This is a genomic window from Pseudomonas sp. FJ2-5-13, assembly GCF_029201605.1.
GTDB classification, from domain to species: domain Bacteria; phylum Pseudomonadota; class Gammaproteobacteria; order Pseudomonadales; family Pseudomonadaceae; genus Aquipseudomonas; species Aquipseudomonas lactis.
This window is the reverse complement of the sequence record NZ_CP104045.1, coordinates 4534444-4547412: the sequence shown is the minus strand read 5'-3', so window position 1 is coordinate 4547412 and position 12969 is coordinate 4534444. Positions and strand designations below refer to the sequence as shown.

The 12969-nt window shown below is 60.5% G+C and carries 10 protein-coding genes; 8 read left to right on the top strand and 2 right to left on the bottom strand.

Features of this window, described 5'->3' with window-relative positions; genetic code table 11:
• Nucleotide 1: 1 nt before the first annotated feature.
• The 3 genes from flgD to N2A98_RS20035 all read left to right on the top strand — a co-directional run bounded on the left by flgD (nucleotide 2) and on the right by N2A98_RS20035 (nucleotide 3338).
• The gene (flgD, locus tag N2A98_RS20045; protein ID WP_003193570.1) at nucleotides 2–727 is read left to right on the top strand and encodes a flagellar hook assembly protein FlgD; all 726 of its coding nucleotides are present in this window, start codon (nucleotides 2–4) and stop codon (nucleotides 725–727) included.
• A 31-nt stretch (nucleotides 728–758) separates the two neighbouring features.
• Entirely contained in the window at nucleotides 759–2069 is a 1311-nt protein-coding gene (gene flgE / locus N2A98_RS20040) for a flagellar hook protein FlgE (protein WP_003193569.1), read from the top strand.
• A gap of 177 nt (nucleotides 2070–2246) precedes the next feature.
• Nucleotides 2247–3338: a hypothetical protein gene (locus tag N2A98_RS20035; RefSeq protein WP_275622552.1), complete on the top strand. Its 1092-nt coding sequence runs from the start codon at nucleotides 2247–2249 to the stop codon at nucleotides 3336–3338.
• Between the two features lie 92 nt (nucleotides 3339–3430).
• On the opposite strand, the gene N2A98_RS20030 is transcribed toward N2A98_RS20035, so the two are convergent.
• On the bottom strand, nucleotides 3431–6325 hold the full coding sequence (locus N2A98_RS20030) for a ribonucleoside-diphosphate reductase subunit alpha (RefSeq protein ID WP_275622551.1): 2895 nt from the start codon (nucleotides 6323–6325) through the stop codon (nucleotides 3431–3433).
• 845 nt (nucleotides 6326–7170) lie between these two features.
• Here N2A98_RS20030 and N2A98_RS20025 point away from each other — a divergent pair.
• Both N2A98_RS20025 and N2A98_RS20020 read left to right on the top strand, forming a co-directional pair.
• Nucleotides 7171–7896 carry a response regulator gene (locus N2A98_RS20025; protein ID WP_032895658.1) on the top strand — a complete coding sequence of 242 codons (726 nt, stop codon included), beginning with the start codon at nucleotides 7171–7173 and terminating at the stop codon, nucleotides 7894–7896.
• Complete coding sequence (locus N2A98_RS20020; RefSeq protein ID WP_275622550.1) at nucleotides 7893–9503, top strand: ATP-binding protein; 1611 nt, start codon at nucleotides 7893–7895, stop codon at nucleotides 9501–9503. The genes N2A98_RS20025 and N2A98_RS20020 overlap by 4 nt, the downstream gene beginning before the upstream one ends.
• Nucleotides 9504–9606: 103 nt before the next feature.
• Here the strand turns inward: N2A98_RS20020 and N2A98_RS20015 are convergent, their stop codons facing one another.
• Nucleotides 9607–10323 (bottom strand): 4'-phosphopantetheinyl transferase superfamily protein, encoded by a 717-nt coding sequence (locus N2A98_RS20015; protein ID WP_275622549.1) that lies wholly within the window; start codon nucleotides 10321–10323, stop codon nucleotides 9607–9609.
• A 138-nt stretch (nucleotides 10324–10461) separates the two neighbouring features.
• Here N2A98_RS20015 and N2A98_RS20010 point away from each other — a divergent pair, with 138 nt between their 5' ends.
• Genes N2A98_RS20010 through N2A98_RS20000 form a run of 3 tightly spaced genes read left to right on the top strand, consistent with a single transcriptional unit; the run spans nucleotide 10462 to nucleotide 12809 of the window.
• Nucleotides 10462–10770, top strand: coding sequence for a hypothetical protein (locus N2A98_RS20010; RefSeq protein WP_003193560.1), 309 nt, complete (start codon nucleotides 10462–10464; stop codon nucleotides 10768–10770).
• Between the two features lie 18 nt (nucleotides 10771–10788).
• A complete protein-coding gene (locus N2A98_RS20005; protein ID WP_003193559.1) occupies nucleotides 10789–11466 on the top strand; it encodes a response regulator in 678 nt (225 codons plus the stop codon).
• Complete coding sequence (locus N2A98_RS20000; RefSeq protein WP_044267577.1) at nucleotides 11463–12809, top strand: ATP-binding protein; 1347 nt, start codon at nucleotides 11463–11465, stop codon at nucleotides 12807–12809. Before N2A98_RS20005 ends, N2A98_RS20000 begins: the two co-directional genes overlap by 4 nt.
• Nucleotides 12810–12969: the final 160 nt, after the last annotated feature.

The following is a 12969-nucleotide window of genomic DNA, read 5'->3' as shown; positions in this document are numbered from 1 at the left end:
AATGGCCATCGTTGATACGTCTAACAACACGGCGGTTCAGGACCTTTTCAATTCCAAGGTCAAGACCGCGACGAACAACAGCAGCGTCAGCGACGCTTCCAAGACGGCGACGGGCAATCAGTCGCTGGGCAAGGATGCGTTCCTGCAACTGCTCGTCACCCAACTGAAAAACCAGAACCCGCTGTCGCCCCAGGACAACGGCGCGTTCGTGGCGCAGCTTGCACAGTTCAGCAGCCTGGAAGGCATCAACACCCTGAACGACTCGGTGAACAACATCTCCAGCAACTTCAGCTCGTCGCAGGCGCTGCAGGCTTCGTCGCTGGTGGGGCGCTCGATCATCATCCAGACCGACAAGGCCATGGTGGATACCAGCAAGAGCATGACCGGTTCGGTGGCAGTAACCTCGGCGGTGGGCAATGTCTCTGTCAAGATCACCGACAAAGACGGCAATGTGGTGCGCACCGTTGACATGGGCGCCCAGAGTGCCGGTACCCAGAGCTTTATCTGGGATGGCAAGAACGACAAGGGCGAGGTTGCCCCAGCTGGCACCTACACCTTCAATGCCACCACCAAGAACGACAAAGGCGACGCAGTGGCCTTGACCACTTCGCTGCCCGCCACGGTCACCAGCGTGACCCTGAGCAAGACCGGCGGCGAAATGCTGCTCAACCTTGCAGGCGGCATGGGCAGCGTCAAGCTGTCGCAAATTCAGACTATCGGTACATAGAGCCGGCTAAATACGGCAGAGGGAGAGAAACATGTCTTTTAATATCGGCCTTAGCGGCCTCTATGCGGCCAACAAACAACTGGACGTGACCGGCAACAACATCGCCAACGTCGCGACCACTGGCTTCAAGTCATCCCGCGCGGAATTCGCCGATATCTACGCGGCTTCCAAGCTGGGCACCGGCCAGAACAGCATCGGCAACGGCGTGAACCTGGCGGCGGTGTCGCAGCAGTTCACCCAGGGCGACGTCAACGGCAGCGGCGGCATCCTCGACATGGCGATCCAGGGTGGTGGTTTCTTCGTACAGAAGGGCAGCGACGGTTCGCTGGAGTACACCCGTAGCGGTGCTTTCCGCGCGGACAAGGATGGCTACATCACCAACAACACCGGCACTTCCCGCCTGCAAGGGTATGCCGCAGACGATAATGGCAAGATCAGCAAGGGTGGCTTGGTCGACCTGCAACTGAATCTGGCGAACCTGCCGCCCAAGGCGTCCACCAAGGTCGACTCCACCAGCAACCTGAACTCCTCGGAGCCGGTGATCGACCAGACGGCCAAGCCGTTTGATCCAACCAAGACCGAAACCTTCACTACCCAGTACAGCACCACCTTGTACGACTCCCAAGGTAACGCGCACCCGATGGTGCAGTACCTGGTGAAAACCGACGGCAACAAGTGGAATGCCTATACCCTGATCGACGGTCGCAACCCTGATGGTTCGGCACCGACCGGCACCCCTTCGACGCCACCTGTGCCGTCGACATTGACCTTTGACGGCGCTGGCAATCTGACTACCGTCGTCACCAATGGTGTGTCCGACAAGACCCTGACCGTTGCCGGTTGGGTTCCCGGCAAGGTAACTGACGGCGTATGGAAGGCTAACGGTGCGGATGCCAACCCGGGTGGTATCGCCATCAACATGGCCAACATTACCCAGTACAACTCGGCCACCTACCGTAACCCTCCGGTCACCGATGGCTATGCCACCGGCCAGATCACCGGCCTGAAGATCGACGGCAGTGGCGTCCTGTTCGCCACCTTCAGCAACCAGCAGAGCAAGGCCATCGGCCAAATCTCCTTGGCCAGCTTCAACAACGAGCAGGGCCTGCAGCCAGCCGGTGCAACCACCTGGAAAGAGACCTTCGCCTCGGGCCAGCCGGGTTATGACAACCCGCAAGCCGGTACACTGGGTTCGATCGTGGCCAACTCCCTGGAGAACTCCAACGTCAACCTGACCAGCGAGCTGGTTGACCTGATCAAGGCCCAGAGCAACTACCAGGCGAACGCCAAGACCATCTCCACCCAAAGCACCATCATGCAGACCATCATTCAGATGACCTGATGCCACCGCGCTAATACCCGCACACAAAAAGGCCCCTCGATCGAGGGGCCTTTTTGTGTGCGCGCGTTAATGGTTTACCGCCTGTTTCATCTCGCCTTGCTGCTGGAACGCCCAGCGCCCATTGCGCCACGTACGGGGCACGGGCGCCTGTCGCCCATCGACCAGCGGGAGAGAGGCATGGCGATGTACAAGCAGTGGGAAGGGGCATCAGCAGGCAGCCATTGGTTTGTCCCGAGTGATTTCAGCGCCGGTGTATACGGACGCAAAAGTCAGTCGGATGAACCCGGGGGAGGCAAGTCCTCTGATGCTGAGTCGGTCAGGCAACTGCTCGATCAACTGAGGGATGCCGAGAAAACATCCAAGAGCCAGACCGTCCAATACCTTCGTGACCAGTTGAACGCGAAGCGCGAAGAACTGGGTGACGAAAAATTCAAAGAGATCATGCAGGAGTTGATCGCGAAGGCGGACGTCTCGTGGCTGGAGATGCTGCGGCGTCTGATGAGGGAATGGTTTCCGGAAACCGACGATACATCACCCAAACCTTCGCCACCTTCTCCTGGCCCGTCGCCAGGTGGGGGAGGCGGTGGTGGCAGGCCAAGCCCCGGCAATTTCGGGCCCAGTGAGCCCATGAGTAATCTGCCGATTACCGAAGGCTCCAAGCATTTCAACTACAAGCCTGATCAAAGTAACCCAGGAAAAAAGCCGGACAACATCTGGAGCGGATTCAGCCAGGGCCCCGATGGCAATTGCGTCACGGTTTCAGCAATAAAGGGCGCAATGATGAAGTTTGGCCAGAAACCCACCGACGTTTTCAAGGAGGTAAAAGAGACGGCAGACGGTTACCACGTGAAGATGCGCGACGGCTTCGAACTTGATCTATCCAAGGATGAATTAAAGCAGGCGGCCAGGTATGCGCAGTTCAAGGGGGACAATCCGAGCATGCTGACCGATGCCAACTTCATGTTCGCAGCGAGCGCCAAGCGGGCACAGATGGAAGGGAATGGCCTGGACGACAACCCGAGTCAATCCAAAAGAAGCTTCGCCCATGCGATGCAAAGTTTGAACAACGGCGAAATGCCCCACGAAGCATTGGATCGCCTGGGTTTGAAAGGGCTTTACCGGCAGTCTTCAAGCGGTGAGCTGGCGAGCGGCAAGCTCGGTGTCGTGGCCTACGATCGCCATTCGATGGCGGTCATCGACGGGCGCGTGGAGTTGTGGGGGCGCCGAGGTGGCGCGCCCAAGCAGGGCATTGCGTACGCGTTCCTCTAAGGCGATAAGCAAAAAGCCCGATAAACCCTATGCAGTCGGGGTCTATCGGGCTTTTTCAATCCAGGGGGACAATACCCCTGAACTGGCTCAGCTTATTGGCAAGCTTCGCAATCCGGCTCGTCAATCGCGCAGGCCTTTGGCACCGGTGCCGGGCCGGCTGGCGCTGCGAGTACCGAGTCATCACCGTGGTTGCCGCTGGACACTGCGTTCAGCTTGCCGGTGTTGATGGTCGACTTCTCGGTGCTGGTGGCGGCCAGGGCACGGAGGTAGTAAGTGGTTTTCAGGCCACGGTACCACGCCATGCGGTAGGTCACGTCCAGCTTCTTGCCCGAAGCGCCGGCGATGTACAGGTTCAGGGACTGGGCCTGGTCGATCCACTTCTGACGACGGCTGGCGGCGTCAACGATCCACTTGGTGTCCACTTCGAACGCGGTCGCGTAGAGCTCTTTGAGTTCTTGCGGGATGCGCTCGATCTGCTGCACGGAACCGTCGTAGTACTTCAGGTCGTTGATCATGACCGAGTCCCACAGGCCGCGGGCCTTGAGGTCGCGAACCAGGTACGGGTTGATCACGGTGAATTCGCCCGACAGGTTCGATTTCACATACAGGTTCTGGTAGGTCGGTTCGATCGACTGCGACACGCCAGTGATGTTGGCGATGGTGGCGGTCGGTGCGATGGCCATGATGTTGGAGTTACGAATACCTTTCTGCACACGGGCACGTACCGGCGCCCAGTCCAGGGTTTCGTTCAGGTCAACGTCGATGTATTTCTGGCCACGGGCTTCGATCAGGATCTGTTGCGAATCCAGCGGCAGGATACCCTTGGACCACAGTGAACCCTGGAACGTCTCGTAGGCGCCACGCTCGTCGGCCAGGTCGCAGGAAGCCTGGATCGCGTAGTAGCTGACCGCTTCCATGGACTTGTCGGCGAACTCGACGGCTGCGTCCGAACCGTAAGGAATGTGCTGCAGGTACAAAGCGTCCTGGAAGCCCATGATGCCCAAGCCAACCGGACGGTGCTTGAAGTTGGAGTTCTGCGCCTGTGGCACCGAGTAGTAGTTGATGTCGATCACGTTATCGAGCATGCGTACAGCGGTGTTGACGGTGCGTTCCAGCTTGGCGGTGTCCAGCTTGCCGTTGACGATGTGGTTCGGCAGGTTGATCGAGCCCAGGTTGCAAACGGCGATCTCGTCCTTGTTGGTGTTCAAGGTGATCTCGGTGCACAGGTTCGAGCTGTGGACCACGCCCACGTGCTGCTGCGGGCTGCGCAGGTTGCATGGGTCCTTGAAGGTCAACCATGGGTGGCCGGTTTCGAACAGCATGGACAGCATTTTGCGCCACAGGTCTTTGGCCTGGATGGTCTTGAACAGCTTGACCTTGCCTGGGTACTCGGTGAGGGCTTCGTAGTACTCGTAGCGCTCTTCGAAGGCCTTGCCGGTCAGGTCGTGCAGGTCCGGTACTTCGGATGGCGAGAACAGGGTCCACTTGCCGTCATCGAAGACGCGCTTCATGAACAGGTCCGGGATCCAGTTGGCGGTGTTCATGTCGTGGGTACGACGACGGTCATCACCGGTGTTCTTGCGCAGCTCGATGAACTCTTCAATGTCCATGTGCCAGGTTTCCAGGTAGGCACACACAGCGCCTTTGCGCTTGCCACCCTGGTTCACGGCAACGGCGGTGTCGTTCACCACTTTCAGGAACGGTACGACGCCCTGGGACTTGCCGTTGGTGCCCTTGATGTACGAACCCAGTGCGCGCACCGGTGTCCAGTCGTTACCCAGGCCGCCGGCGAATTTGGACAGCATGGCGTTGTCGTGGATCGCGTGGTAGATGCCCGACAGGTCATCCGGCACGGTGGTCAGGTAGCAGCTCGACAGCTGTGGACGCAGGGTACCGGCGTTGAACAGGGTCGGGGTCGACGACATGTAGTCGAAGGACGACAGCAGGTTGTAGAACTCGATAGCGCGGTCTTCTTTGTTCTTCTCTTCGATCGCCAGGCCCATGGCCACGCGCATGAAGAACACTTGCGGCAGTTCGAAGCGGATACCGTCCTTGTGGATGAAGTAACGGTCGTACAGGGTTTGCAGGCCCAGGTAGGTGAACTGCTGGTCACGCTCGTGGTTGATCGCCTTGCCGAGTTTTTCCAGGTCGAAGGTGGCCAGGACCGGGTTCAGCAATTCGAATTCGATACCTTTGACGATGTAGGCCGGCAGGGCCTTGGCGTACAGGTCGGCCATCTCGTGGTGAGTGGCACTGTCGGCGACTTTCAGGAAGCCCAGGCCTTCGGCGCGCAGGGTGTCCATCAGCAGGCGCGCGGTCACGAACGAGTAGTTCGGCTCACGCTCGACCAGGGTACGGGCGGTCATCACCAGGGCGGTGTTGACGTCGGTCAGGGCCACGCCGTCGTACAGGTTTTTCAGGGTTTCGCGCTGGATCAGGTCACCGTCGACTTCTTCCAGGCCTTCGCAGGCCTCGGTGATGATGGTGTTCAGGCGGCCCAGGTCCAGCGGTGCGAAGCTGCCGTCGGCCAGGGTGATGCGGATCGACGGGTGCGCTTGAACGGCGGCTTCTTCGGCCGGGGAACGTACGGCACGTTCCTTGGCGCGCGAGTCACGGTAGATCACGTAGTCGCGGGCCACTTTCTGCTCGCCGGCACGCATCAGGGCCAGTTCAACCTGGTCCTGGATTTCTTCGATGTGGATGGTGCCGCCCGATGGCATGCGACGCTTGAAGGTCGCGGTGACCTGTTCGGTCAGGCGGGCAACGGTATCGTGGATGCGCGACGAAGCGGCAGCGGTGCCGCCTTCAACTGCAAGAAACGCTTTGGTGATGGCGACGGTGATTTTGTCATCGGTATAAGGAACGACAGTGCCGTTACGCTTGATCACGCGCAGTTGGCCAGGTGCGGTGGCGGACAGATCCAGGTTCGAATCAGCGGCCTGCGGCACGGAGCCTTGCGGGTTCTCGCGAGTTGTGTCGGTTTGCATGAGGGGGTGTCTCCACATTCTATATTTATTTGGGCACCATCACGGTGCCCACCGTTCCGTCCTGAAGCACTTACAGCAGGCCTGGGCCTGGCATAACAACTTCGGGACAGGAGGAAGGGAGCTCATCGCGCCGCTTCCATGCCGAAGTCTTTGGTTCGGGGCCGGGGAGCCCTTCGCCGTATTCCTGGTGGGTGACAGTGGCCCCATTCAAGCCCTGCAACACCCGTACCGTTTTCTGCCAATCGGGCTGGAAAACGGTTGCCATCCGCGTGCGCGGTTTGGGCTTTCAAAAAATGCTTTGGTTCAACCAGACGCGAGCAAGAAAGCGCTTGAGTTTCTTGCCGGATATGTGTTTGGTCTTTTCGCTGAAAACCCTACATGTAGGGTTTTTTTAGCGCCGAGGTACAAGATAATGCGTTTTGGGGGGCTTAGCAACGCACTACCTGTGGATAACGCTGTGGGTAAAATGTGTATGAATCATGGAACACCCGTGTAGGCCGCATTACTACTGGATTACACCGTTTGTCACCGAATATTCCCGGGTAGAAACTGCCGGCGGGAATTTTGAGGGCGCGAACCCTACCACAAAAAATCGCCATGGCCGAATGGATTTCCCGGCTTGTGTTCAAGGGCCTGTGCATGGCTACAATCGGCCTTTGTTATGCCCTCAAAACATGACAAACAGGCTATGGGGCGGTGGAGGTCTAATTGTGGGAGCGGGCTTGCTCGCGAAAGCAGTGGGTCAGTTGGCACATGCATCGACTGACCCACCGCTTTCGCGAGCAAGCCCGCTCCCACATCCGACCGTGTGAGCCAAAGAAATTCTAATAACAACGAGGTAGCGCATGGAGCAAGAAGCCTGGCAGATACTGATCGTCGAGGACGACGAGCGACTCGCCGAGTTGACCCGTGAGTACCTGGAAAGCAACGGCCTGCGCGTGTCGGTAGAAGGCGATGGTGCCAAGGCCGTGGCGCGCATCATCGCCGAGCAGCCGGACCTGGTGATCCTCGACCTGATGCTGCCCGGCGAAGACGGCCTGAGCATCTGCCGCAAGGTGCGCGAGCGCTATGACGGCGTGATCCTGATGCTCACCGCGCGCACCGACGACATGGATCAGGTGCTGGGCCTGGACATGGGCGCCGACGACTATGTGTGCAAACCCGTGCGCCCGCGCTTGTTGCTGGCGCGTATCCAGGCGCTGCTGCGCCGCAGCGAACCGGTGTTGCCCGTTGCAGTGGAAACCCAGCGCCGCCTGCAGTTTGGCCCGCTGGTGGTGGACAATGCCTTGCGCGAAGCCTGGTTGCAGGAAGGCAGCATCGAACTGACTAGCGCTGAATTCGACCTGCTGTGGCTGCTGGTTGCGAACGCCGGGCGCATCCTGTCCCGCGAAGAAATTTTCATCGCCCTGCGTGGTATTGGTTATGACGGCCAGGATCGCTCGATTGACGTGCGTATCTCGCGCATTCGACCGAAGATCGGCGACGATCCGATCCACCCACGCCTGATCAAGACCATTCGCAGCAAAGGCTACCTGTTCGTCCCCGAAGCCGCTGCCGATATGCCGCTGTGAACTCGATCTTCCTGCGCATCTACGGCGGCATGTGCGCCGCGCTGATCCTGGTGGCGCTGCTCGGCGCCCTGGCGCTGCACCTGCTCAACGACGTGCGCAGCGGCCAGTACCGTGAGCGCCTGGCCCACGGCACCTTTGCGTTGATGGGCGATAACCTGCAACCCATGAGCGCCATTGAACGCCAGCGCGCCTTGGCGGTGTGGGAGCGTTTGCTCGGTATTCCGCTGGAGCTGCGCACGTTCACCGACGCGCAATTGGACCTGAGCCAGCGCAACCGCCTGCAACGCGGCCAGGTCCTGGTGGAACAGACCGGCCCCCACGCGGCGCGGGTGCTGCGGTTGGTCAGCGAGCAAGAGCAACTGGTGCTTACCGGCGAGGTGCAGCAGATCAGCGAGCAATTGGCCCGTGCGACTATTTACCTGCTGGCCGACGAACTGGTGCGTTTCCCGGTGGCCGAACAACCCCAGCGCCTGGCCGACATCAAGCACGCCAAGGGTTTTGGTTTTGAAATGCACTTGACGGCCCTTGACCAGGCCGACATGGACGACGACCAGCGCCGTCGTGTGGCGGAGGGCGATACGGTGATGGCGCTGGGCAAGGGCGGCGATTCGATTCGCGTGTTTGCCGGCATGGTCGGTACCCCGTGGGTTCTGGAGATCGGCCCGCTGTACCAGATGAACCCGTACCCGGCGCAATGGCTGATCCTGATCACCTTGATTGGCCTGACCCTGATCGGCTTGATCGTCTATCTGCTGGTGCGACAACTTGAGCGCCGGCTCAAAGGCCTGGAGGCGGCGGCCACGCGTATCGCCAAGGGCAACCTGGAAGTGCGCGTGCCGGCTCGCGGTGCCGACTCGGTCGGGCGCCTGGCGTCAGCTTTCAATGGCATGGCTGAGCACTTGCAGCAATTGCTGGCGATTCAGCGCGAGCTGGTGCGCGCGGTGTCTCACGAGCTGCGCACACCGGTCGCGCGCCTGCGCTTTGGCCTGGAGATGATCGGTGACGCTGCCACGCCCGAAGCCCGGCGCAAATACCTGGAAGGCATGGATGGCGATATCCAGGACCTCGATGGCCTGGTGGACGAGATGCTCACTTATGCCCGCTTGGAGCAGGGCGCGCCGGAGCTGAATTTCCAGCGCGTGGACCTTAATGCATTGCTCGACCAGGTGATTGGCGAATTATCGCCATTGCGCCCGCAGGTCACCGTCACCCGGGGTATTTGCCTGTCCTCGGCGCATTGGGATGACGCCTGGGTCGACGCTGAACCGCGCTACTTGCACCGCGCCCTGCAAAACCTGGTGAGTAACGCCATGCGCCATGCCAAGGGCCAGGTGCTGATCAGTTATCAGGTAGGGCAGGTGCGTTGTCGCATCGATGTGGAAGACGACGGCCCCGGCGTGCCGGAAAGCGCCTGGGAGCGGATCTTCACGCCGTTCCTGCGCTTGGATGACAGCCGTACCCGCGCTTCTGGCGGGCATGGCCTGGGCTTGTCGATCGTGCGGCGGATTATCTATTGGCACGGCGGGCGGGCGTTGATCAGCAAGAGCAACAACCTGGGCGGGGCGTGCTTTAGCCTGAGCTGGCCCAGGGATCAGGATAAACCCTGAAACCCAACTGTAGGAGCGAGCTTGCTCGCGAAAAACCTCAACGATAACGCGTGCTGCCTGAATAAACGCGGCGCCTGTGAGTTTTTCGCGAGCAAGCTCGCTCCTACATTGCGACAGCCACCAGGCTCAACAACTGCTCCCGTTGCACCACAAACTGCCCTTCCAGCTCTTTGCCATGCTTCCATTCTTGCGAAAGATCGGTCAGCAACCGCAACCGCACCCTCCCAGCCGCTGACCACTCCAACACCTCGGCATGCTCGAAATAAAAGCGCTTGTGCACGATCGGATAGAGCGCCTTGAACAGGCTTTCCTTCACCGAAAACGTCAGCGTCACCAGCAAGGCGTGTTGCTCACGGGGTAGGGCAGCCATGCGCTGCAGCTCATCGGCCGTCAAAATTTCCCCGGCCAGACGGTCCGCCCTTTCCGGTGACAGCAGGTGCTCCAAGTCCATGCCCAGCCCGCGCCATTGCGCCTTGTGCCCGACAATCGCCGCGGCGTGCCCGGTGCTGTGGGTGATGGAACCACTGATATGCCCTGGCCAGACCGGGGCGCGGTCTTCGCCGATGGCCGGGATGCAGTGCAGATGATCGAGTCGTTGCAGCGCTTCGCGCGCGCACAGGCGGCCGGCGAGAAATTCCGCCTGGCGCTTGGCGACCGAGCGCTGGATGCTCGCGGGCGGCGGCACATCGCAGCGCTGGAAATCGCCCGGGCTCAATAAAGTTGGGTCGAATCGCGTGCTCAAAAACACCGTGCCCGGCAAGGGAACCGGCAACGGCCAATGATCATCGAGTGGGGTGCAGCAAGCGGGTAGGGGCGTCATGCGCGGTATTTTGCCGAGTTGGCACGCCAGTGGATAGCCCGGTGCGGTTCAGCTGCGGTTCAGAGCCTGTTCAGGGGGAGTTCAGGGGCGCCTGCGTAGTCTGGACCCCACAGCCTAAACGCGTATGAGGTAACCACCATGACTGCGATCAAAAAGCTGATGTTGGCCTTGACCATGCTTGGCGCCACTGCCGGCGTGCAGGCGTCCGATGGCGCCTTTGCGGCCTTTGGCAGCGAGAAAACCAAGAAATCCAGCAACCTGATCCATCGTGTCAGCTTCGAAGACGCCGGCACCCAGGCCGCGCCTTGGGGCCAGGCCCTGGGCGCTACCCCTGCGCAACCCGACTATCGCAGCGGCTACGCGCACCTGACCGGCCACTACAATGGCATAAAACTGCGCCCCCAAGAGCTGCAGGGCCGCTATGATATCCCCCTGTCGGCTAGTTGAATTGCAGTGGAGAACCTTATGAAATTGCTGGTGGTGGAAGATGAGGCGCTGTTGCGTCATCACCTGTTTACCCGCCTGACCGACAGCGGGCATGTGGTCGAAGCCGTGGCCAACGCCGAAGAAGCCCTGTACCAGACCGGCCAATTCAACCATGACCTGGCGATCATCGACCTTGGCCTGCCCGGTATGGGCGGCCTGGACCTGATTCGCCAGTTGCGCACCCAGACCAAGACCTTCCCGATCCTGATCCTCACCGCCCGCGGCAACTGGCAGGACAAGGTGGAAGGCCTGGCGGCCGGGGCCGACGACTACGTGGTCAAACCGTTCCAGTTCGAAGAGCTGGAGGCGCGCATGAACGCTTTGCTGCGCCGCTCCAGCGGTTTTACCCAATCGACTATTGTTGCCGGGCCGCTGCTGCTAGACCTCAACCGCAAGCAAGCCTCCCTGGACGAGCAACCCCTGGCGCTGACCGCCTACGAGTATCGGATCCTCGAATACTTGATGCGTCATCATCAGCAAGTGGTCGCCAAGGACCGCTTGATGGAGCAACTGTACCCGGATGACGACGAGCGCGATCCAAACGTGATCGAAGTGTTGGTCGGCCGTCTGCGCCGCAAGCTGGAAGGCCCGGCCGGGTTCAAGCCGATCGATACCGTGCGTGGCCTTGGCTACCTGTTCAATGAGCGCTGCCGTTGATTCGTTCGCTACGTGTGCGCCTTATGCTGGCGGCCGCCACCCTGGCCGTGCTGTTTATGCTCGGCTTGTTGCCGGCCATGCAAGGAGCATTCAGCCTGGCGCTGCAGGATTCCATCGAACAGCGCCTGGCGTCGGATGTGACCACCCTGATTTCCGCGGCGCGGGTCGACAATAACCGCCTGCTGATGCCGGCGCAGTTGCCCGATGAGCGTTTCAACCTCACCGACAGTCGGCTGTTGGGCTATATCTACGACCGTGAAGGCCATCTGGTATGGCGCTCGCGGGCGACCCAGGAAGAAAACATCAACTACAAACCGCGCTACGACGGGCGCGGCAACGAGTTTGCGCGCATTCGCGAGGCCAATGGCCAGGAATTCTTCGTGTATGACGTCGAGGTCCGGCTGCTGGGAGGCAAGAGCGCGGCGTTCAGCATTGTCGCCTTGCAGCCGGTACGCGAATACCAACTGACCCTGGAAGGCCTGCGCGAGAACCTCTACCTCGGGTTCGGCGCGGCCTTGCTGGTGCTGTTGACGCTGTTGTGGCTGGGCCTGACCTGGGGCCTGCAGGCCCTGCGACGCCTGAGCCATGAACTCGACCAGATCGAAGGCGGCACCCGCGAAAGCCTCAGCGAAGAACACCCCCGCGAACTGCTGCGCCTGACCGGCTCCCTCAACCGCTTGCTGCACAGCGAGCGCGAACAGCGTGCGCGCTACCGCGACTCCCTGGATGACTTGGCCCACAGCCTGAAAACGCCGTTGGCGGTGTTGCAGGGCGTGAGCGAAGACATGGCCCAGCGCCCCGAAGAACGTAGCCAGGCGTGGGTGCTGCAATCGCAGATCGAACGCATGAGCCAGCAGATCGGCTACCAGTTGCAGCGTGCCAGCCTGCGAAAAAGTGGCCTGGTGCGTCACCAGGTACGCCTGGAACCGGTGGTGCAAAGCCTGTGCGATACGCTGGAAAAGGTTTATCGCGACAAGCGGGTCACCGTGACGTTTGATCTGCCGCAGGCCTGCGAGGTGCCTATCGAAAAGGGCGCGTTGCTTGAAATGCTCGGCAACCTGCTGGAAAACGCCTACCGCCTGTGCCTCAAGCAAGTGCGTATCAGCCTGGTGGAAAACTTCGACGGCATCGAGCTGTGTATCGAAGACGACGGCCCTGGTGTGCCACCGGACCAGCGTGCACGGATTCTGCAGCGCGGCGAACGGCTCGACCGCCAGCACCCGGGGCAGGGGATAGGGCTGGCGGTGGTCAAGGACATCATTGAAAGCTATCACGCGCGGTTGACGTTGGGGGATTCAGCGTTGGGTGGGGCGGCGTTCAGGATTCACTTTCCTGCCTTGTGATCTGCACTGCCCTCATCGCAGCATGGGTATCTACACAACTTCGGTACGACGCTAAACCTGTGGCGAGGGAGCTTGCTCCCGTGACGACCGGACAGCCGATGCTTATCTACCTGACGCCCCGCGATCCAAATGTGGGAGCTGGCTTGCCTGCGAAGGCGGC